The organism is Bacillus sp. ATD, assembly GCF_050585765.1.
GTDB lineage: Bacteria > Bacillota > Bacilli > Bacillales > Bacillaceae > Bacillus > Bacillus stercoris.
On the sequence record NZ_JBOBQH010000001.1, the window covers coordinates 316279 to 339245 of the forward strand.

Genomic DNA, 22967 nt, shown 5'->3' on the forward strand with positions numbered 1-22967 from the left:
GGGGAAATGCAGACATGTTCGGATCAGATTTATACATCGCACTTATTTTAGGTGTACTACTTAGTTTAATTTTCGCGGAAAAAACAGGGATCGTGCCGGCAGGACTGGTTGTACCGGGATATTTAGGACTTGTGTTTAATCAGCCGGTCTTTATTTTACTTGTTTTGCTAGTGAGCTTGCTCACGTATGTCATTGTGAAATACGGTTTATCCAAATTTATGATTTTGTACGGACGCAGAAAATTCGCTGCCATGCTGATAACAGGGATCGTACTGAAAATCGCATTTGATTTTCTATACCCGATTGTACCATTTGAAATCGCAGAATTTCGAGGAATCGGCATCATCGTGCCAGGTTTAATTGCCAATACCATTCAGAAACAAGGTTTAACGATTACGTTCGGAAGCACGCTGCTATTGAGCGGAGCGACCTTTGCTATCATGTTTGTTTACTACTTAATTTAATGTAAGGTGTGTCAAACGATGAAAAAAGAACTGAGCTTTCATGAAAAGCTGCTAAAGCTGACAAAACAGCAAAAAAAGAAAACCAATAAGCACGTATTTATTGCCATTCCGATCGTTTTTGTCCTCATGTTCGCTTTCATGTGGGCGGGAAAAGCAGAAACACCGAAGGTCAAAACATATTCTGACGACGTACTCTCCGCCTCATTTGTCGGCGATATTATGATGGGCCGCTATGTTGAAAAAGTAACGGAGCAAAAAGGGGCAGACAGTATTTTTCAATATGTTGAACCGATCTTTAAATCCTCGGATTATGTAGCAGGAAACTTTGAAAACCCGGTAACCTATCAAAAGAATTATAAACAAGCAGATAAAGAGATTCATCTGCAGACGAATAAAGAATCGGTGAAAGTATTGAAAGATATGAATTTCACGGTTCTCAACAGCGCAAACAACCACGCCATGGATTACGGCGTTCAGGGGATGAAAGATACACTTGGAGAATTTGCGAAGCAAAACCTTGATATCGTTGGAGCGGGGTACAGCTTAAGTGATGCGAAAAAGAAAATTTCGTACCAGAAAGTCAATGGGATAACGATTGCGACGCTTGGCTTTACCGATGTGTCTGGAAAAGGCTTCGCAGCTAAAAAGAATACACCTGGCGTGCTTCCCGCAGATCCTGAAATCTTCATCCCTATGATTTCAGAAGCGAAAAAATATGCGGACATCGTGGTTGTGCAGTCACACTGGGGCCAAGAGTATGACAATGATCCAAACGACCGCCAGCGCCAACTTGCAAGAGCCATGTCCGATGCGGGAGCTGACATCATCGTCGGCCATCACCCGCACGTCTTAGAGCCGATTGAAGTATATAACGGAACCGTTATTTTCTACAGTCTCGGAAACTTTGTCTTTGACCAGGGCTGGACGAGAACGAGAGACAGTGCACTTGTTCAGTATCACCTGAAGAAAAATGGAACAGGCCGCTTTGAAGTGACACCGATCGATATCCATGAAGCGACACCTGCACCTGTGAAAAAAGACAGCCTTAAACAGAAAACAATTATTCGCGAACTGACGAAAGACTCTAATTTCGCTTGGAAAGTAGAAGACGGAAAACTGACGTTTGATGTTGATCATAGTGACAAACTAAAATCTAAATAATCGGAGTGATAAAGATGAAATTTGTCAAAGCCATCTGGCCGTTTGTTGCCGTAGCCATCGTGTTCATGTTTATGTCAGCTTTTAAATTCAATGATCAGCTGACAGATCAGGAAAAACAGAAGATTGATACAGAGATGCATAAAATCCAACAGCAGGAAGAAACGGCTAGCACCAATAAATAATTCAAAAAAGAGAGTGTCTGATGAGACACTCTCTTTTTATTTGCCCGGCATACTCATTCTGTAAAAATTTCAAAAAGTTACTTAACATATTCAAAAAAATACCGATGTTAAAACTGCAAAAAGAGGAGGAGATACGAAAAGTGAACTCACTGGCAAACTGGAAGAAGTTTTTGCTTGTGGCGGTTATCATTTGTTTTTTGGTTCCCATTATGACAAAAGCGGAGATTGCGGAGGCTGATACATCATCTGAATTGATCATCAGCGAAGCAAAAAGCCTGCTTGGTTATCAGTATAAATACGGCGGTGAATCGCCGAAAGAGGGCTTCGACCCTTCAGGATTAATACAATATGTTTTCAGTAAGGCTGATATTCATCTGCCGAGATTTGTAAACGACCAGTATAAAATCGGAACAGCTGTAAAACCGGAAGACCTGAAGCCGGGTGATATTTTGTTTTTCAAGAAAGAGGGAAGCAGCGGCACTGTTCCGACACACAACGCTCTCTATATCGGAGACGGCCAAATGATTCACAGTACACAGTCAAAAGGGGTTATCATCACCAATTACAAAAAAAGCAGCTATTGGAGCGGGTCTTATATCGGGGCGAGACGAATCGCTGCCGATCCGGCAACGGCTGATGTTCCTGTCGTTCAGGAGGCTGAAAAATATATCGGCATTCCATATGTGTTTGGCGGCAGCACACCGTCAGAGGGCTTTGATTGCTCGGGGCTTGTGCAATATGTGTTTCAACAGGCACTCGGCATTTATCTGCCGCGATCAGCCGAACAGCAGTGGGCAGTGGGCGAGAAGGTAGCCCCTCAGAACATCAAGCCCGGTGATGTCGTCTATTTCAGCAACACGTATAAAACAGGAATTTCACATGCAGGCATTTATGCGGGCGCGGGAAGATTTATCCAGGCAAGCCGATCAGAAAAAGTAACTATTTCCTATTTATCAGAGGATTACTGGAAATCGAAAATGACGGGCATCCGCCGATTTGACAACCTGACAATCCCGAAAGAAAATCCGATTGTATCCGAAGCTACGCTTTATGTCGGAGAAGTACCTTACAAACAGGGCGGAGTGTCTCCAGAGACAGGATTTGATACAGCTGGATTTGTCCAGTATGTATACCAGAAAGCAGCGGGTATTTCCCTGCCTCGATACGCAACAAGCCAGTACACAGCCGGCACTAAGATTGAGAAGGCGGACCTGAAGCCGGGAGACATTGTGTTCTTCCAATCAACAAGCTTAAATCCCGCCATCTATATCGGAAACGGACAAGTTGTTCATGTCACATTATCAAACGGCGTGACCATCACCAATATGAACACGAGCACGTATTGGAAGGATAAATACGCAGGAAGTATACGGGTGCAATAAAAGAAAAAGACTCCAATCCTTGGAGTCTTCAGCGTGTTGACAAACCCTCGCATTCGTTGTCAAGCCTGCGCGTCGGTGCTCACGAATTAGAATATTCGCTCCGCTCCAACGCTCGCCTTTCCTAGACTTCAAAGGTTTTCAATCACGCTGAAAAGATGACAAAATCCTAAAACTAAAGTCGTTTTAGGATTTTGTCAACAATTTAAAGACTCCAGAATCTCTGGAGTCTTTTCTTTATGCATATTGGCCGGAAAGCAGCCGGTCTATAAAGTAGGCCACACCATTTTCGTCATTGCTTTTTGTGACAAAGGTGCTTTTTTCTTTTAATTCATCAATCGCATTTTCCATGGCGATACGGTGTCCGGCGACTTCAAACATGGACAAATCGTTCGGACTGTCGCCGATCGCATAGATATCCTGTGTTTCAATTCCGTATATGTCAGCCAGCTTTGTTAACGCGCGTCCTTTTCCTGAAGAGGCCGGCAGGATTTCAATAATATGTTTTCCGGAAGAGGTTTGCGCCAGTTTTTTATGATGCTTCAGCTCTTCCTTCGCTTGTTTCAGCTTGTCCATATCAAAGGAGAAGCAAAGAAGCTTATAAATGTTTTCACCGCCCTCAAAAACAGATTCGATATGAGGGATTGGTTTAATGCCAAACTGCTTGAATTGAGTCATGGCCCCTTGCCACAATTCATCTGTCTGTTCGTTTGGATTTGCGCTCTTTAGAATGTCTAGCTCCGCGTGCAGCTTAGCTTCGCCGTCAAAAGGAGAAAGCAGATGGTCATCTGTATATACCTCAAAGTAAATGTTTTTTGACAGTAAGTAATCAGCAATCGCTTTGCCGGCTTCCTGATCCATTAATGTCCGGCTGATCAAACGGTAACCCGTGTCGTGGATCGTGCCGCCATTAGCCGCAATGATAGGGATGTCCAAGTCATCCAACAGCGCTTTTACATCAAATGTTGCTCTTCCCGTGCAAATGGTGACGAGGATGCCGGCATCGACGGCCCGCTTGATCGCCGCTCTGTTTTCCGCAGAAATGACGCTTTCTTTATTTAACAATGTTCCATCTAAATCAATCGCAATACATTTCATATGTAGGGGGAACCTCCTTAAAAATGAAGCTGCTTCGTGTAGTATGTTCAGCTTGTCTGCGAAACATAATCCATATAAACCAAGGCTAAACGTTACTTTGAAAATTTTCAAGAAAAAAACGGAATGGTAATAGACCATTCCGATAAAATTAGTTATCAATGTCATTTTTTAGTTCGGTTTTGACTTCTTCTAGCTTTTCACTATCAAGTTTCAAATAATATAGTTTTTTTCGCTCACGAGAGCTGTAGAGATACATGTCAGAACCGGTAAGTTGTTCAGTATCAACTGATTTTAAAGAAGTTATAAAAGGAAATAAACCGATTGCATCATTTAAAGATAAATTCATCTTTAAATTTTCCCCTAAACTATCAACGATATCATCATATGCTGGTATTGAGCTTAATGATTTAGATTTTTTTATGATGGCATTTAGGACTTCCATCTGTCTTTGACCGCGTTGAAAATCGGTATCAGCTTTACGTGTCCTTACATAAGCTAGTGCCTCTTCACCGTTTAGTGTTTGAACGCCAGTTTTTAATATGACTTTTCCTTTTGTATCTTTTTTAACTTGATTAACTATTTTTTCATTTTTTACATTTATACTAACTCCATTTAATTCATCCACAACATCTTTAAAAGCGTCAAAATTACTTTCTATTACATAATCTACTGGAATATCTAGAAGATTTTCAACTGTTTTGGCTGAGAGTTTTACTCCTCCATATGCATGAGCATGTGTAAATTTATCATATCCATAACCAGGGATGTTAACATAAGAATCTCTCGGTATACTTAACATTGTTGCTGATTTGTTTTTTCGATTAAAGGTAACTAAGACATTAGCGTCACTTCGAGCATCGTCAACCGTCTCACCTTTGGAATTTCTTGAATCAATTCCTAAAAGTAATACAGTAAATGAGTCTTTTTTTGGATCAAATTCTTTGATACGTTTAACGGATTGACCATTTTCATTTAGATCAATATGTGCTTGTTTTGACGCATTATTCAACTTTATATAAGCATAGGTACCAATTGAACCAGTTACGATAATTAGAATAGCAAACAAACCGATTGTGAATTTCACCCATTTTTTCAGACGTCTCTTTTTCTTCTTGTGTTGTAATCGTTCCTCCATATCAATACCTCACATTTCCTTAATATTTGAAGCGTACCACTTTTTTTGCCATAGGGCAACTTAGAAAAAGACAATATTAGAAAAAAATAACTATATTTATATATTAGTATTAGACAAAATAAGATTACGGTTGTGTAGAACAGAACTACCTATATTGGACGCTGCAACAGGTAAAATGTTTCGGTGACATTGAAAAAAATACAAGTAAATGATTGGAAAACTCATGATCAACAGAATAAAAAGGTTTAATGACCGGAAAAAGAGGCTAAAAGATTTCTAAAAAAATCCCACAGACAATGTCATTGCAGCTGATGGAGAAAGGGAGTCATTTTTATGAAAAAGCAGTCAAATATATGGCTTTATTTTTTCGGAGCTCTTGGTGGCGCGTTATATGGCTATGATACCGGAGTGATTTCCGGAGCTATTTTATTTATGAAAAAGGAGTTAGGATTGAATGCGTTTACAGAAGGTCTTGTTGTCAGCTCCTTACTGGTTGGGGCGATACTAGGCTCGGGAGCGGCCGGCAAGCTGACTGACCGTTTCGGAAGAAAAAAAGCAATTATGGCGGCCGCGCTGTTGTTTTGTATAGGCGGTCTTGGTGTGGCACTGGCCCCAAATACGGGAGTCATGGTGCTGTTTCGCATCATTTTGGGACTTGCAGTCGGAACATCGACAACAATCGTGCCGCTTTATTTATCTGAACTGGCGCCAAAGCATAAGCGCGGGGCGCTGTCATCACTGAATCAGCTGATGATCACGGTCGGCATCCTTCTTTCTTATATTGTCAATTACATATTTGCCGATGCTGAAGCGTGGCGCTGGATGCTTGGATTGGCTGCTGTGCCGTCACTGCTCCTGCTCATTGGCATTTTATTTATGCCGGAGAGCCCGCGGTGGCTGTTCACGAATGGCGAAGAAAACAAAGCGAAGAAAATTCTTGAAAAGTTGCGTGGCACAACAGATATTGATCAGGAAATACATGATATAAAAGAAGCGGAAAAGCAGGATGAAGGCGGCCTGAAGGAGCTGTTCGATCCATGGGTGCGCCCAGCCCTGATTGCCGGTTTGGGATTGGCATTTTTGCAGCAATTTATCGGAACGAATACGATCATCTACTATGCGCCAAAAACCTTTACAAACGTCGGATTCGGAAACTCCGCTTCAATTTTAGGAACGGTCGGAATCGGCACAGTCAATGTTCTCATGACATTAGTAGCGATTAAAGTCATCGACAAGATCGGAAGAAAGCCGTTATTGCTATTCGGGAATGCGGGGATGGTGATCAGCTTGATCGTTCTCGCTTTAGTAAATCTCTTTTTCGGTGACACTCCGGCTGCCTCATGGACGACCGTCATTTGTTTAGGTGTGTTTATCGTTGTCTTTGCGGTCAGCTGGGGGCCGGTTGTCTGGGTGATGCTTCCTGAATTGTTCCCGCTTCACGTCAGAGGAATCGGGACGGGTGTTTCGACCTTAATGCTGCACGTTGGGACACTCATTGTTTCACTAACCTATCCAATGTTAATGGAAGCGATCGGAATCAGTTATTTATTCCTGATTTATGCCGCAATCGGTATCATGGCCTTCTTATTTGTCCGATTTAAAGTGACAGAGACAAAGGGAAAAAGCCTTGAAGAAATTGAGCAGGATTTACGGGACAAAAACGGACAAGGAGGACAGGCCGGAAAACAGCAAACGGTCGGAACATAAAAAAAGGTGCGCGATCACGCGCACCTTTTTGATTGCTCATTTTCCAACCGAGCCAAAGTTAATGATTTTAAAAGAAATATTGTACCTAAAATCAGCTTCAGTAAATATTTCATCCCAATGCCCTTTTACTTTATTCCAGTAGTCAGGATATTGAATCCTTATATGATCTGAGAAAAAGACTGGGTCGGTTTTATACTCGTGCTGCAGTTTTTCCATCACCTGCTTTACATCTCGTTCAAGCTTTTTCTCAAAAATCTTTTCCAGCCTGTGCAAATATCTTTTGCTGAAGGAATTTTCATTCGGGTTTTGGTCTTCTGTCAGGATGCCTTTCGTTTTAACAGTAATCTGAAAGACAGGCTTTCCGTTTTTAATGACTGGTTTAATTTTCGTTTTCGACTTTTTGATTTCAAACGTAATCGGATGCCCTTTATCTGTCGTCGGCATGACACCGCCTTGGATCGTCCCCATGACCCATGTCAGTGTCTGGGTTTCATCAGCTGAAAGAAATCCAACGAGTTTATTGCTGCCTCTTTTGATAATGCCTGCTCCGTCATACTTGGCTTTTCCCTTTTCGTTTTTCACGGCTTGAATAAGATAACTGTACCCGTTCTGAGAGTAGACAGAAGCTCTTCCGATGCGCAGCGGTATCATAATCTTACCGTTATACCCGCTGTGAGTTGTCAAATCAATCAGTTTTTCTGAAGGCATTGGCTGCTGCTGATTGGTTTTTCCTTTTGTAAAGATATCAGCCGCCTTCCCTCTGGCCGCCATCAAATAGCTGCTTCGCCGCAGCTCATCATCCCGGATAAAGTGGTTGAAGACTTGGTCAACATTTTGATTCCTCATCAGTTTTTCTCCCAGAAGAATCACTTTTAAATGATCGCTGTAAACAGGAGGGTCCTTGATGGCTACATCACTGACTGCTTCCAGGATCGTCTTCCCGTGGGACGTCACATTAACGAATTCGGGTTTTCCGGATGATTGGCTGTCTTCGCTTTGGGGAAGCAGGTTTTGATACGTCAGTTTGTACTGGTGATCATCTGTCTCATCGATTGCCAGCCCTCTGGCAAAGGATAGTTTCTCGATATTTTTGACATCCCAGCACCCGCAGAGGGCCAGCAGCATAAAAAACATGACGGAGAATTTTGTTGCTGTTTTCATTGCAGCTGCCCCCTCCCTAATTTTTTCTGTATCCAGCTTAAAAACCAGACGAAGAATGGAATTGTAATCACAATTAAGAAAGCATATCCAAGAAGTGTCCCGTAATAAAACACGTCATTCAAGTCCTTAGGATACATCGTTATGAAAAACGTCGCAGCCAGCATTGCAGTCAGCAGCCATGCATTGTTTTTATTTTTCAGATGAAAGATTTCCGTTAACCCGATATGGGCGCCTTTGAAGGATCCGAGCATACAGGCAAATTGCTGGGCTGTCCAAGTCAGCTGTAAGAACAAATCAAATCGTTCAATAAAAATACCCGGAACCTCTAATGCGTGAATAAGGGAAATGGTCGGCCATGTCACCGTTTTTGCCTCAGCCACAGTCATACAGCCAATCACAATGAGCAAAGTAATGCTGTAGAACACTGTGGAAATCGCGATGCCCAGAGCAACAGCCTTTTTCACTTGCTTCGGATCTCTCATAAAAGGGACCAGGTAAAAAATGATTTCAAATCCTGAGAAATATAATAGTGTTTTTGGGAATAAAGAGAAAAAGCTTTGATAGCCTCCTTCAAAAACCGGCCGGATAAAATCAAGCTGGAACAAGCGAAAGCTGAACATTAGAAGCATCATAAAAATAATAAGGGTAATGGGAAAAATATAAGCGTATACCTTTCCAATGGAATAAACGCCTCCGCCCACATGATAGATGGCAACTGCAAGAAATAGAAACACCACCACTGCCATTGGCGTATTTTTCAACAAAAAGAATCCGACAACCTCTCCCAAAATCCGAGCTTGAAAGCAAACAATCCCAATGAAATATAGACAGATATATAAATTCAATAAAAAGCCGATGAATTTTCCAGCTACAATGCTGTTGAGCTTAAAAAGGGTTTTTTTGCTGTTTTTTTGAAGAAAAGGCAAAAAAAGCAGAACGATGATAATAAAAATAACGCCCTGGATCAGTATCATTAGCCATCCGCTCGGACTGTCGGTTTCGGCGGCTGAGCGGGGAAGGGTCAGCACCCCGGCACCGATCAATGTGCTGCTGATCATAATGAGCGTCTGCATAAATGTCAGTTTATGCTCTGATTTCCTCATAGCCATCACCTTTGTCTGATGTTATCTTCGGGATCGTTTCGTGTCGGTCTTCTTTTTAAAAACATCGTAGGAATACGGATGACCGTGTCTTTCAAATCCTGTCCAGGCTGCGCCATGATCGGGATAATGTAATCCTCGCCAAAGCTTTTCAGGCGCATTAAGTGACCGATTACAAACAGAAAGACCATAATGACGCCATACATGCCAAGTACTGCTGCGCTGATCATTGCAGCTATGCGTATCAGCCGCAGCGGAAAGTTATAAGCGTATGAAGGAACAGTAAAGGATGCCAGTGCAGTGACAGAAACGACAATGACCATAAGGGCACTGACGATTTGCGCCTGAACAGCTGCCTGCCCAATGACAACGCCGCCGATAAGGCCAATCGTCTGTCCAATCGGTTTAGGAAGCCTTAATCCGGCTTCTCGAATCAATTCGATCGTAAAGATCATGATAAAGGCCTCTACAAAAGGCGGGAATGGTACGTTAAGCCTGCTGCCTGCAATGGAAATGGCCATTCTAGTCGGCAATAGCCCGGTGTGAAAAGAAACGAGAGATATATACAGGCCGGGCAAATAAATGGTGATCAGAACGCTGGAATAACGAAGAAGGCGTACAACTGACATTGGAAGCCAGCGCTGACTGTAATCATCGGGAGAATGAATAAATTCGTCAACCGTAGCCGGCACAATCAAAGCAAACGGCGTACCATCCACTAATATGGACACTCGTCCTTCTAACAGTGCAGCCTCTACACGATCTGGCCGTTCTGTGCTTAAAATCGTAGGGAAAATTGAAAATGGTTCATCTTCAATCAGCTGTTCAAGCGTCCCCGATTCTGGCAAATCGTCTATATTGACTGATTTCAGCCTTTTAAACACTTCCTTGGTGACATAATCTGGGGCGATATCCTGAATATAAGCGACAGCGACTTTCTTTTTCGTCCTTTTTCCGAGTGTCATTTCCTTGATGATAAGGTTAGGATCACTCGTCCTTTCCCGCAAAAGCGCCGTGTTTGTCCGCAGGTTTTCAATAAACCCTACTTTAGGACCGCGTTCCACAACTTCGGAGGAGGGTTCTTCAAGACTGCGTGTTTTAACTGACTTTGTGTCAAAAGCTAATCCTCCGCGATAGCCATCAGCTAGCAAAATGGCTTGCCCTGTAAAAACGAGTTGCTCTATTTCTTTCATTGTTGAAACAACGCTATGATGAAAGCCGAAAAAAAAGGCAGATAAGTCTTCAATTGAGCATTCCTTATGGGCTAAAGCCTCTTTTTGTAAAGGAGAAATGACATATTGCGCCAGCATTTTATTCTCTGTCAGACCGTCAATATACAGTAAACACGCCTTTCGTCTGCTATCTCCGAAAGCAAATGTATAAAACATCATATCGTCGTTTTGTCCCAATGTTTTTTTCAGTGTGTCTAAATTGTTCTGGAGATCAGAGTCGATTTGCATAGTTTCTCTCCTTCATAAACAGATTGACGGTTTTTATTAATTTGTATCAAAAAAGGAGAATTATTCTTATCGAGGAAAAGGCTGAAACAAAGCTTCTTTTCAACGTGATATAATAGAAAGGAAGCGTTTTCTTTGAAGGGGTCATGAAAAGATGATGCTTTGTACATATGTTGTCATATGAAAAAAGCAGCTTATACGGGCGTTTGTAAGAGGGGCGCACCGGGAAAATGATGATCAGTTATTTACAGGGGAGGGGTACGGATCATGACGCAATCACCAATTTTTCTAACGCCTGTGTGTAAAGAAAAAATCTGGGGCGGAACCGCTTTACGAGATAGATTTGGATACGGTATTCCTTCAGAATCAACGGGGGAATGCTGGGCCATTTCCGCTCATCCAAAAGGACCGAGCACTGTTGCTAATGGCCCGTATAAAGGAAAGACATTGATCGAGCTTTGGGAAGAGCACCGTGAACTATTCGGCGGCGTAGAGGGGGACCGGTTTCCGCTTCTGACAAAGCTGCTGGATGTGAAAGAAGATACGTCAATTAAAGTTCACCCTGATGATTACTATGCCGGAGAATACGAAGAGGGAGAACTCGGCAAGACGGAATGCTGGTACATTATCGACTGTAAGGAAAACGCGGAAATCATTTACGGTCATACGGCCCGCTCAAAAACCGAACTTGTCACAATGATCAACAGTGGTGACTGGGAGGGCCTGCTGCGAAGGATCAAAATTAAACCGGGTGATTTTTATTATGTGCCAAGCGGAACGCTGCACGCATTGTGCAAGGGAGCACTAGTTTTAGAGACTCAGCAAAATTCAGATGCCACATACCGGGTGTACGATTATGACCGTCTTGATAGCAACGGGAATCCGAGAGAGCTTCATTTTGCCAAAGCGGTCAATGCCGCCACAGTTCCCCATGTGGATGGGTATATAGATGAATCGACCGAATCAAGAAAAGGAATAACCATTAAAACGTTTGTTCAAGGGGAATATTTTTCGGTATATAAATGGGACATCAATGGCGAAGCTGAAATGGCTCAGGATGAATCCTTTCTGATTTGCAGCGTGACAGAAGGAAGCGGTTTGCTGATGTATGAGGGCGAAACATGTCCGCTCAAAAAAGGCGATCACTTTATTTTGCCGGCTCAAATGCCCGATTTTACGATGAAAGGAACTTGTACACTGATCGTATCTCATATTTAAACTTAATCTCACTTCGAGATTAAGTTTTTTTTATTAGAAAATGGAAGTGATTCACCTATAAATGAAGCATGCGCGTGCCGATAAATAAACTAGTTTTATATACTCATAGAAGAAGAAAGAGGAGAAGGAATGAAAAAGAGATTAATCGCACCTATGCTTCTATCCGCCGCGTCCCTTGCCTTTTTTGCCATGTCTGGTTCTGCCCAGGCCGCCGCGTATACCGACTACTCCATATATAAGGTAGAGCCGTCGAATACGTTCAGTACAGAAAGCCAAGCCTCACAAGCTGTCGCCAAACTGAAAAAAGATACTGGCTGGGATGCATCCTATCAGGCTTCAGGCACAACAACGACCTACCAAATTTCCGCCTCAGGCATTCATAGCGAATCAGAAGCGAAATCAATACTGAGCGGACTCACCAAACAAACATCGATTACCGGAACGTCAAGTCCTGTCGGAAGCAAACAGCCATATGTCACCATCTCGTCAGGTGCCATTTCCGGAGAAAAACAGGCCAACACAATCTTGGCAAAGCTGAAGCAGGAGACGGGAGTGGCTGGCGCTGTAAAAGCGTACGGAGCACCTCAGCCCTATATGAATGTCATGACATCGGACATTGCTGATGAGACAAAAGTCAAGGGGCTTATCCAGAGCCTGGCTAAGCAAACGGGGATTAAAAGCTCGTATCAGCCCATCACACACTCGGTGTCTGTCACAACCATCCAGTCAGGCACAATCGTCGGAGACAGCAGAGCAGCGCAGATCAAAAGCGCCTTCCAAAAGGAATCCGGGCTGCAGGCATCATTAAAGGAAACGGTGAAAGGACAAGCCTATTATACGTTTACAACTGCCGCCATTTCAGGTGAAGCGAATGCCAAAACTCTATTGCAGCAGCTGAAACAGAGCACTGGCATCACAGGCAGCTACAAGTCAATCAATCAAAAAACAACCGTTGAGTCATACAATGTCCAATCAGCTTATTTCAAAGGCCTGAATACAGTAAAGGACGCCATCAGCCAGATCAAGAAAAACACCGGCGTATCCGGCAGTTACCAACAGGTTGGAAAAAGCACATCATATACCGTGAATATGAAGGGGATAACAAAACAGCAGCTCCAAAAAGTAGATACTTTCTTTAAAAAGAAAAAATGGCATTATACGTCATCCAGCGTCAAAAAAACAACAACGTCTGCGGCTTACCAAATCACGACAGCAAAGATGTTAGGCGAGCAGCAAGCAAACAAAGCAGCAGCCTTCTTTGCTCAGAAAAAAGTAAAAGCCACAAAAACAACAGCTGGAACTACAGCAGAAAATCAATATCAACTCATCTCAGAAGAAACATCAGACCAATCAAAAGTCACAAAAGGATTGAACATATTAAAGCAAAATCAGCTGAGTGCTTCTGCGAAATCAGTCAAAAAACAAATAGCTGACACATTCAAGATCACAACTGAATCTCTGCTTGATCAAACGAAAGTCAATCAGGCGCTCACGTTTTTCAAGTCGAATCATATATCAGCAGCAAGCCAGAAAACCGGCCAGTCGGCAGCAAGCAGCTATCAAATCACAACTGAAGCCATCATCAGCCAAGAAGACATTGACCGCGTTTTAGCATTTTTTAAACAAAACAATATCTCCGGCACAACGGCAAAAACAAGTGAAACGGCATATACACAATACAAAATCGTGACAGCCCAGCTCAGCAGCAAAACTGCATTGAACAATGGGTTAACCTATCTTAAATCGCAAGGTTTAACTCCGAGCTACACAACGAAAAGCAATACGCTTTATAAAATCAGCGTAAACGAACAGTTCACAGGCAATGATACAGCTGCTGCGGCATCATCGAAGCTAAAACAATTATACGGATGGGCATCATCTATCGTGAAAGTCAAAAACGGCCCGCAAATCATGAAAACAAATTACAATCTCTCGCTTCGTGATATGGTCCAAAAACAAATGACAGTAAGTCCGCAAACAGACGGGGCGGCTTACGTATCGCTCACGTACATTAATACAGCAACATCAACCGTTACGGCTGATGCACTAAATATCCGGTCAACGCCGGAAGTCAGCCCGACGAACGTGATCGGGCAATTTAAAAAAGGCGATAAGGTAAAAATCATCGGCCAGGCAAACGGCTGGGCCAAAATTAATTTAGGCTGGCGAAACGCAAGCAGTGATGAAGTGGTTCAATACGTGGATCCGAATAACTTTTCCAGAGACAGCAAATACTACTTCCAATTTCTCAAGCTGTCACAGACGGCCGGACTAAACGCTACTGAAGTCAATCAGAAAGTGCTTGCGGGTAAAGGCATCCTGACAGGGAAAGCAAAAGCATTTATCGATGCCGCCAATAAATACGGCATCAACGAGCTGTACTTAATCTCACACGCTCTCCTTGAAACAGGCAATGGAACATCTGATTTAGCCAATGGCTTAACCTATAACGGAAAAACCGTATATAACATGTACGGAATTGGCGCCTACGACAGCAACCCAAATTACTACGGCGCTAAATACGCGTACGAGCAAGGCTGGTTCACACCAGACGCGGCCATTATCGGCGGAGCCAAATTCATAGGCTCATCGTATATTCACAACACAGCATACAATCAGGACACACTGTACAAAATGAGATGGTCAGCTACAGCGGCACACCAATACGCAACAGACATCGGCTGGGCGTACAAACAAGTAAACCGCATGTACAGCCTGTATTCATTGCTGGACGGTTACACACTTTACTTTGATGTTCCGGAATATCAATAATGATCATAAAAAGACCGGCTATGTTCCATTAGGAACCAGCCGGTCTTTTTTTATTTGTCGTCATATGCTCGCTCATAAAGTTCAACAGGCGCATGCTGGCATCACCTGTTGAATATTGGTGCCACTCTTTCGCAAACCTCTTGAAGTTTTCCTTTGTATCGGACATTTCTTTGATTTCTTTCAACAGCATCTCGGTGTCCATGCAGGCTCTGCCGGGGATGACTGCTTCAAAATCATCGATCAGTCCGCGTTTTTTATTATACTCTGCCATATCATACGTGAAAAACAAAATCGGTTTATTTAACAAAGCATACTCAAAGGCGACTGACGAGTAGTCTGAAATCAGGATGTCGCTTTCCATCAGCAAATCTTTTAACGGAACGTCTGATACATCTTTGATCAGCCCTTCGTGCTCTCTAAAAGTAATCTGTTTCCGCACGGCCGGATGTAGTTTGACCAGTAGCAAAAATTCTCCCTTCAGTTCTCCGGAGAGCTGCTCCTTAGAGAAAGGGAGACGAATGGACGTCAAACAATAGTCCCTGTATGTCGGCGCATACAGAATAAGCTTTTGGTTCGGGCAGTCAGCTGTTTTTCTTTTGACATGAAAGTATTCGTCAGTTAAAGGAACACCCGTCCGCAAAAAACGGTCATCTTTCACTCCGAATGACCGCTTGAAAATATCCACCATTTTTTCAGAGCCGACAACGATATGATCAAATGAACGATACACCTTTTTAAACCGTTTGATATCTCCGGCGGATCGATAGCGGTTTCCGATATCTTCGAGTCCAAACTTCTTCAAAGCGCCGGACGCATGCCAAATTTGAATGCATGTCGTCTGAGGACGTTTATTCAAAACACTTGTCAGCAGAAAATAATTATCCGTTAACACAAATTTACAACTAAACATCCGGTATACGGCTTTAATGAGATGAATCGGATTTTTCTCGTTGATTATTTGCGATCGAACAGAAGGATATTCATCTGCAAGGGAAACGGCGTGCCTTGTTAAAAGGACTTCCATTTCAAACGGCCAGTTGCTGCTGACATACTCATCAAGCAGCTCGCGCGCATTATCCGGAAAGGAAGCAAGCAATACAGCTCTATCGCGAGCTTTTACCCTTCTGAAAATAAAACCGGTCAAAGCGAGACCGGCCGAGTAAATCATAACCAATAAAGAACGTATATTCATTCGTTACTCAAACTCTTTTCTACACATCAATTTTAGATTGTTCTTTGATCTGCTCCGGATAATAGTGCCGCTGTTTTTGAACTCTTTCCTCTTTCAGAACGGAAAAGACATATTTCGGGATGTTCAGCATCCGCTTCCACCTTGTCGGATTGGTCAGCAGGCGGTACATCCATTCAAGATTAAGCTTAATGAATATTTTCGGCGCTCTTTTCACTTTTCCGCTGAAAACGTCGAAGCTCCCGCCGATGCCGATCGCGATCGCCTGAGGAAATAGATGCTTATGTTCATAAATAAACTTTTCCTGATGAGGATATCCGAGAGCCACAAAAACCATGTCAGGCTTGGCAGCCGCGATTTGCTTCGCAACTTCGTCTTTGTCTTTGACATAGCCGTGCGAGTATCCGGCTAGCTCAATTCCTGGATATTCGGTTGATAGCCGATTTGCAACAGCTTGAATAATCTCTTGTTTGGCCCCGTATAAAAACACCCTTTTCTTTTTGCGGTCAGCCAGGCCGAGAAGGTTGATAAATACATCGTACCCCGCGATCCTCGATTTTAATCTGCTGTTGATCAGCCTTGACGTCAGGACGATGCCGATTCCGTCAGGCAGGATAAAGTCAGCAGATGAAACTGTTTTAAAATAATCCTTGTCTTTTGCAGCCGCATACCCGATCTCAGGGTTTACCGTTGCGATAAATGCCCCCTCATTGCGGTCGATAAAGGATTCTTCAAGATGACTCAAAAATCCGGGCAAATCCCCGTTAACATATGCAAGATGATGAACCGTTTCCGTTTGCAGCATAGTTTTTTTCCTCCTTCCGGTTTAAGAAGTGTAATTATATACGAATGTATGAAAGTCAAAGATTAAGAGACCAGCCCATAAATTCAGGAAGTCTAACGTATATTTTAGCATAGATCATTCATAAAAGTTTAACAATATATTTACATTAGTTTTAGATTTTCACGTCTTATTCAGAAGAGGTTCAAATTTTTTAGATAAAATTTGGAATTTCATTTACACTAAACAATACTTAACGTTTGATAGGCGATGTGCTATAATGAATGATCAGTAAAGACCTGTGAAATAAATGTAACTTATCGAGTGTTTTTAATATATTAATATAGCTTTTCGCCTTAAGATTAGAAAGGAGAGCGCATGACAATGAAGAAAGTCATCACATACGGAACGTTTGATTTATTACATTGGGGACATATCAAGTTATTGGAACGGGCAAAACAATTGGGGGATTATCTAGTCGTAGCGATTTCGACTGACGAATTCAATCTTCAAAAGCAGAAAAAAGCATATCACAGCTATGAGCACCGCAAGCTGATTCTTGAAACGATCCGCTACGTAGACGAAGTTATCCCGGAAAAAAACTGGGATCAAAAGGTACAAGATGTGATCAATCATGATATCGATGTATTTGTCATGGGGGATGACTGGGAAGGGAAATTCGACTTCCTGAAGGACCACTGCAAGGTTGTTTACCTCCCGAGAACCGAAGGGATTTCCACGACGAAGATCAAAGAGGAAATCGCGAATCTTTAATGTCGGCTCAACATAATAAAAATTCAAAAAAGTACTTCTTAAAAAAGATAAGAAGTGCTTTTTGTTTCGTATACGAGTCATTTTAATATAATAAGTATGAACAGCTTTGTTTGAATAAAAAAAGAGGAGTAGACAGACTTTATGGATAGTGCAATTCCGATAAAATTTCAGCTGTTGGAAATAAAAATTAATGATACTGGTCTCTATTTTGTGTTCGAAAGTTCTGTTCCTCTTGATCATGTCGATGTTTTGGCAGTTAACCGCAATACGAAAAAAGACATGCGTGTAACATGTAACAAAATAAGCGATTCAGAGCAGTTAAAAGCAGCGAAAGTATCTTTAGATGGCCTATCTAACCTGATGATAGATAAAGCGGTCATCGATTTTTATGTACTTTATAAAAATAATAAAAAACATCAATGTAAAAAGAGGATTTACACAGCATCAAAACCGATTGAGCTGTCTTGGCATAAGGATCGAGCCAATCAGTTCATTTATTTACCGTATAAGACCCTAAAAGGCCACTTCGCTCTTGATATTTTACGAAGTAAAGCAGTGGCTGAACCGGACAGTATGAAATTATGCTCCGACGGAAAATTAATGATCGGAGGCTATACTTTTCTGCTAGATGCTGAAGAACGTTTAATAGTAAAAAGCAGAAAGCTAATTTTAAAGGAAATTAGCCAAAACGATAAGGAGAGGGTTTTTGATTTTCCTTTAAAAGACGTTCAGCGCGGCGATCTGTCAGCTGATGCTTCAGATCATACCGTAGGATTTGAGGCGGAAATTGATCTGAAAAAGCTATATGAAGAAAACAGGATGCCTGCTTTCTTTCTGTTTTATATAGAATACGTAGGTGAAGATGCTGCAACAGGGGAGGAAATCACTATAAAAAGCAGGGCATTCAGGCTGATTGATGATATAGACAGTTTTTCAATTGTTGACACAAAAAAAGGACCAGCTCGTTTTCACATTTATCCGCAGAAGCGAAAACGGAGCATGTGTCTAAGAATGAATGATTACACGATCAGAACCCGTGCGGTTTATTTTGCCAAAGGAAAAGGTAAAAGGCTGATGTCAGTCATCCGCAAAGGCAAGAATAAAGTAAAGAAAAAAATTTCGGGCATGGTGAAGAGGGCATACTATTCTACTTTTGGATTGGCCGGCAAACTGCCTGTTAAAAAGAAAACCGTCATTTTTGAAAGCTTTGCCGGTAAGCAGTACAGCTGCAATCCAAGAGCAATTTATGAATATATGAAGGAACATCACCCGGAATACAACTTAATATGGAGTGTAAATCCGAGTTATACAGAAATTTTCGAAGAAAAAAAAGTCCCTTATATTAACCGATTCACGCTGAAGTGGCTGTTCGCCATGGCAAGGGCGGAATATTGGGTTGTAAACAGCCGGCTCCCTTTGTGGATACCCAAACCAAAGCACACGACATATGTGCAGACATGGCACGGGACTCCGCTGAAAAGGCTTGCCGTCGATATGGAAGAAGTGCACATGCCGGGCACCAACACTGAGAAGTACAAGCAAAATTTCACTAAAGAAGCATCGAAGTGGGACTATTTAATATCCCCGAATCGTTATTCAACCGAGATTTTTGCCCGCGCTTTTCAATTTAACAAAACAATGATTGAGTCCGGATACCCGAGGAATGACTTTCTGTATACAGACAACCGCCCGGAAACGATGAAGGCCATAAAGAAAAAAATGAATATCCCTGAAGATAAAAAGGTCATCTTATATGCACCGACATGGCGGGACGATCAGTTCTATAAAAAAGGAAAATACAAATTTGACCTTGATTTGAATATGGAAAAGCTGCGAGAGGAGATCGGCCATAATTACGTCATCGTTTTAAGAATGCACTATTTAATCGCGGAAAACTTTGACCTTTCACCGTACAAAGGATTCGCATATGATTTCTCAGCATATGAAGATATTCGCGAACTTTATATGGTATCTGATTTGTTAATTACAGATTACTCTTCAGTATTCTTTGATTTCGCAAATTTGAAACGTCCAATGATTTTCTTCGTTCCAGACATTGAAACCTATCGTGACAAGCTGCGCGGCTTTTATTTTGACTTTGAACAAGAAGCACCAGGTCCGTTAGTCAAAACGACTGAGGGAGTAATTGAGAAAATTAAGGAAACAGAGACATCTGATTATCGCCTGCCTGACATTTTTGAACCTTTTTATGAAAGGTTTTGTTACCTGGAGACGGGCAACTCTTCGGAAAAAGTAGTGAATAGAATTTTTGAGTAAAAAATCTCCATTAATGACTATTTCAAAGCCATTGTATTATTGCAATGGCTTTCTTAAAATTGGTTAGTGTATTGCAATGCTATTGGCTAAATGTGTTCTTAACTTTTAGAGAAACTTATGCTATTATGGTTCTCATGTATAGAACTAGAGAGCAAATAGTAAGATACTTACTCCTTATTCTTTAGGTGATTAAGTTTAAGTTTAATCAACCAAAACATAGAAGTAACTGAAGAATTTTTTTCTTGTATATGAATAATGAACTAATAAATTTACCTTTAAAATAAGTAGGAAAATAGAGGAGATTGGAATGAATAAGAAATTAAAAATAGCAAAAAGAAGAGCGAAGTTTTTATTAGAACCATTTAAAACATACACTAACAACAAAAATTTTAAACGCACTGTTGAATACACGAGAAATTTCAAGAAAAATAAAATCGATCCTCATATTATTTTCTATGAATCTTATCATGGAAAAGCGATGAATGACAATCCATATGCAATATTTAAGCATCTAGTTAACAATGAAGAATACAAAAATTTTACACACGTATGGGCGTTAAATGATCAGGACAATCCTTATGCCAATAAGTATAAAGGCTTGAAAAATGTAAGATTTGTTAAAGTTCATAGTGAGGAATATATTAAATATTTGACAAAGGCAAAATATTTAATTAATAATGTTACTTTTCCTACCTACTTTCAAAAGAAGGATGAACAAATTTATATTAATACTTGGCATGGAACTCCTCTTAAAACTCTTGGAAAAGATATGGAGGGGCCTATTGGTCAGCATAAAAATATCCAAAGAAACTTTTTGCATAGTGACTATATCTTATCTCCAAATAAATTCACTTCAGAGAAATTAATTGATTCTCATGATTTAGAAGGCCTTTACAATGGGGAAATCATCGAAGAGGGTTATCCAAGGATGGATTTAACCTTTAATACAGATAAAGAAGAACTTAGAAAAACGTTAGAAAACATTATAGAACTTGATCCTCATAAAAAAATTATTCTGTATGCACCTACATGGAGAGGAGAAGTAGGAAGTGTCTCCAACATTAATGAAGAGCTATTTAATCATATTTCGGCATTGAATGAAAAGATTCCGGATGATTATCAGCTTATATTAAAGGTCCATACTCTTTTATTTAAATACATTAAACACGATGAACAATTAATGAGTAAGTGTATTCCGGATTGTATAGATACAAATGAGTTACTATCGCTTGTAGATATCCTGATAACGGATTATTCAAGTATTTTCTTTGATTATATGGCAACCAACAAACCAATTCTGTATTTTATGTATGATAAAGAGCAGTATCTGAAAAAAAGAGGCATGTACTTGGATGTTAACACACTAGCGGGTCCAATATGTAAAACAACAGATGAGCTTGCAAAATATATCAAAGAAATTGAGTCTGTACAAGACCGATATCAGTCTGTATATCAAGAAATGAATGAGGTCTATATCAAAAGAGTTGGAGATTCTACTCAAAAAATAGTTGATATTATATTTAAAGGCAAACAGGAACAGTCTGACTGTGTCTTTGATGTTAAAGAACCTCACAAAAAAAACATTTTGATTTATTGTGGCGGTTTCTTGAATAATGGTATTACATCTTCAGCTATAAATTTATTAAACAATATCGATTACGAAAAGTATAATGTTATTGTGATTGATAAAGGAAACTACGATAAAGAATCTTCTTACAATATAAGCAGGATAAATGAAAAAGCAAAGCGGGTCTATCGAGTAGGAAGCATGAACTTAACCATAAAAGACTGGTATCTACATGGATTGATGAATAAAAGGGGTTACACCGAGGAATTAGCGAAAAGGAAGCCTGAAGAGATTTTTAAAAGAGAAATAAATCGTATGTTGGGAAACGCGAGAATTGATATAGCGGTCGATTTTAGTGGATACGTACCTTTCTGGACGATGGTCATGTCTTTGGGAGAATTTCCCCAAAAAAGCATATATCAACATAATGATATGCTTGCTGAGACCAATAAAATCATAAATGGTAAGTATAAGCATAAACGTAAATTAGGCATAGTCTTTTCTCTATATAAATGCTTTAATAAAATCGTGTCTGTTGCAAAACATACTAGGGATCTAAATGCTGAAAATTTAGCACAGTATGTTGATACAAATAAGATGGTTTATGTTCATAACTCATTAAATGTAGACAAAATTAAAGATTCTGTGGAAAATCATGGTTTTTTAATTGAGAGCTATGAGGGACAAGACTATATTATTCAAAAGGAAGAAAAGCCAGGAGCATTTAGTATTAAAGGCATTAGGCTGCCTAAACATAACGAAATCAACTTTGTAAACATGGGAAGGTTATCACCAGAAAAAGATCAAGAAAAATTAATTAAAGCATTCTCTCAACTGATTAACAAATATGAAAATTTAAAAATGAAGCTTTATATTATTGGTGACGGTATCTTAAAGGAAACTTTAAATGATTTGGTTGAAACATTGGGACTAGAAGAAAGTGTTATATTCACTGGACAAATGAAAAATCCATTTTTCTTGATTAATAAAGCTGATTGTTTCGTTTTATCTTCTAATCATGAAGGCCAGCCAATGGTGTTGTTAGAAACGCTGGTACTAAATAAACCAATAATTGCTACTGACATTGCAGGATCTCGAAGCATTTTAGAAGATGGGTATGGTACGCTTGCTCCGAATGATGTAGATGGACTTTTTTCTGAAATGGAAAAATTCGTGTTAGATAACTCGGAAGACAGGGGTAGGGCATTAAATAAGGATTTAAATTATAATAGAAGATTCAAGAGATTTGACTACGAAAATTACAATCATCAAGCAATGAAAATGTTTTATAGGGAAGTTTGTTCCGAGGAAGTTTAAGTAATGCTTGATTAATTTTTGGACTTTAAGCCAGTCCAGTTATAACTTTTCTTGTTACGGCCTTAACTCGTTTTTCTATTTCGAGTTAAGGTCGTTTATTTATGACTTCATGTTAAATTAAATTATGGAAAGTAATAATTTAAAGAACAGCGTGTAGCGTGTTGACATATAAGTTCGTGTTGCTTTATGTATGTCTATTTGAAAACTAGAGGGTAACATTACTTCCAT

General features: G+C 40.6%; 17 protein-coding genes. 10 read left to right on the forward strand and 7 right to left on the reverse strand.

Features of this window, described 5'->3' with window-relative positions; all coding sequences use genetic code 11:
• The first annotated feature begins 14 nt into the window (after positions 1-14).
• From pgsC to pgdS, 4 genes are all read left to right on the forward strand, one after another.
• On the forward strand, positions 15-464 hold the full coding sequence (pgsC, locus tag ACQXR1_RS01630; protein WP_003227889.1) for a poly-gamma-glutamate biosynthesis protein PgsC: 450 nt from the start codon (positions 15-17) through the stop codon (positions 462-464).
• An 18-nt stretch (positions 465-482) separates the two neighbouring features.
• A complete protein-coding gene (gene pgsA / locus ACQXR1_RS01635; protein WP_069150442.1) occupies positions 483-1625 on the forward strand; it encodes a capsular polyglutamate synthetase PgsA in 1143 nt (380 codons plus the stop codon).
• A gap of 14 nt (positions 1626-1639) precedes the next feature.
• Positions 1640-1807, forward strand: a complete 168-nt coding sequence (edmS, locus tag ACQXR1_RS01640; protein WP_014665607.1) for an extrachromosomal elements maintenance protein EdmS — start codon at positions 1640-1642, stop codon at positions 1805-1807.
• Positions 1808-1947: 140 nt separating this feature from the next.
• The gene (gene pgdS, locus ACQXR1_RS01645) at positions 1948-3189 is read left to right on the forward strand and encodes a gamma-DL-glutamyl hydrolase (protein ID WP_430771610.1); all 1242 of its coding nucleotides are present in this window, start codon (positions 1948-1950) and stop codon (positions 3187-3189) included.
• A 234-nt stretch (positions 3190-3423) separates the two neighbouring features.
• Here the strand turns inward: pgdS and ywtE are convergent, their stop codons facing one another.
• Together ywtE and ACQXR1_RS01655 are read right to left on the reverse strand one after the other, a co-directional pair.
• Positions 3424-4284, reverse strand: a complete 861-nt coding sequence (gene ywtE / locus ACQXR1_RS01650; protein ID WP_243571577.1) for a 5-amino-6-(5-phospho-D-ribitylamino)uracil phosphatase YwtE — start codon at positions 4282-4284, stop codon at positions 3424-3426.
• A 148-nt stretch (positions 4285-4432) separates the two neighbouring features.
• Positions 4433-5419, reverse strand: coding sequence for an LCP family protein (locus tag ACQXR1_RS01655; protein WP_168781613.1), 987 nt, complete (start codon positions 5417-5419; stop codon positions 4433-4435).
• A 333-nt stretch (positions 5420-5752) separates the two neighbouring features.
• Between ACQXR1_RS01655 and ACQXR1_RS01660 the strand changes: the two genes are divergently transcribed.
• Positions 5753-7126: a sugar porter family MFS transporter gene (locus ACQXR1_RS01660; RefSeq protein ID WP_040081624.1), complete on the forward strand. Its 1374-nt coding sequence runs from the start codon at positions 5753-5755 to the stop codon at positions 7124-7126.
• A gap of 36 nt (positions 7127-7162) precedes the next feature.
• On the opposite strand, the gene ACQXR1_RS01665 is transcribed toward ACQXR1_RS01660, so the two are convergent.
• The 3 genes from ACQXR1_RS01665 to gerBA are packed head-to-tail and all read right to left on the reverse strand — an operon-like array spanning position 7163 to position 10847.
• Positions 7163-8287: a Ger(x)C family spore germination protein gene (locus ACQXR1_RS01665; RefSeq protein ID WP_326274643.1), complete on the reverse strand. Its 1125-nt coding sequence runs from the start codon at positions 8285-8287 to the stop codon at positions 7163-7165.
• Positions 8284-9390, reverse strand: a complete 1107-nt coding sequence (gerBB, locus tag ACQXR1_RS01670; RefSeq protein ID WP_430771612.1) for a spore germination protein GerBB — start codon at positions 9388-9390, stop codon at positions 8284-8286. Before gerBB ends, ACQXR1_RS01665 begins: the two co-directional genes overlap by 4 nt.
• Positions 9391-9395: 5 nt before the next feature.
• On the reverse strand, positions 9396-10847 hold the full coding sequence (gerBA, locus tag ACQXR1_RS01675) for a spore germination protein GerBA (RefSeq protein WP_040081628.1): 1452 nt from the start codon (positions 10845-10847) through the stop codon (positions 9396-9398).
• A 264-nt stretch (positions 10848-11111) separates the two neighbouring features.
• Here gerBA and manA point away from each other — a divergent pair, with 264 nt between their 5' ends.
• On the forward strand, positions 11112-12062 hold the full coding sequence (gene manA, locus ACQXR1_RS01680; RefSeq protein ID WP_040081630.1) for a mannose-6-phosphate isomerase, class I: 951 nt from the start codon (positions 11112-11114) through the stop codon (positions 12060-12062).
• Between the two features lie 129 nt (positions 12063-12191).
• Entirely contained in the window at positions 12192-14834 is a 2643-nt protein-coding gene (gene lytD / locus ACQXR1_RS01685; protein WP_430771614.1) for a beta-N-acetylglucosaminidase LytD, read from the forward strand.
• A gap of 28 nt (positions 14835-14862) precedes the next feature.
• Here the strand turns inward: lytD and ACQXR1_RS01690 are convergent, their stop codons facing one another.
• Both ACQXR1_RS01690 and ACQXR1_RS01695 read right to left on the reverse strand, forming a co-directional pair.
• A complete protein-coding gene (locus ACQXR1_RS01690; RefSeq protein ID WP_430771616.1) occupies positions 14863-16026 on the reverse strand; it encodes a CDP-glycerol glycerophosphotransferase family protein in 1164 nt (387 codons plus the stop codon).
• Positions 16027-16045: 19 nt separating this feature from the next.
• The gene (locus ACQXR1_RS01695) at positions 16046-16825 is read right to left on the reverse strand and encodes a WecB/TagA/CpsF family glycosyltransferase (protein ID WP_430771777.1); all 780 of its coding nucleotides are present in this window, start codon (positions 16823-16825) and stop codon (positions 16046-16048) included.
• A gap of 363 nt (positions 16826-17188) precedes the next feature.
• On the opposite strand from ACQXR1_RS01695, the gene tagD reads away from it, so the two are divergent.
• The 3 genes from tagD (at position 17189) to ACQXR1_RS01710 (ending at position 22739) form a co-directional block, all read left to right on the forward strand.
• Positions 17189-17578: a glycerol-3-phosphate cytidylyltransferase gene (tagD, locus tag ACQXR1_RS01700; RefSeq protein WP_116315785.1), complete on the forward strand. Its 390-nt coding sequence runs from the start codon at positions 17189-17191 to the stop codon at positions 17576-17578.
• A gap of 141 nt (positions 17579-17719) precedes the next feature.
• The gene (locus tag ACQXR1_RS01705) at positions 17720-19855 is read left to right on the forward strand and encodes a CDP-glycerol glycerophosphotransferase family protein (protein ID WP_430771618.1); all 2136 of its coding nucleotides are present in this window, start codon (positions 17720-17722) and stop codon (positions 19853-19855) included.
• A gap of 307 nt (positions 19856-20162) precedes the next feature.
• The gene (locus ACQXR1_RS01710; protein ID WP_430771620.1) at positions 20163-22739 is read left to right on the forward strand and encodes a CDP-glycerol glycerophosphotransferase family protein; all 2577 of its coding nucleotides are present in this window, start codon (positions 20163-20165) and stop codon (positions 22737-22739) included.
• Positions 22740-22967 lie beyond the last annotated feature (228 nt).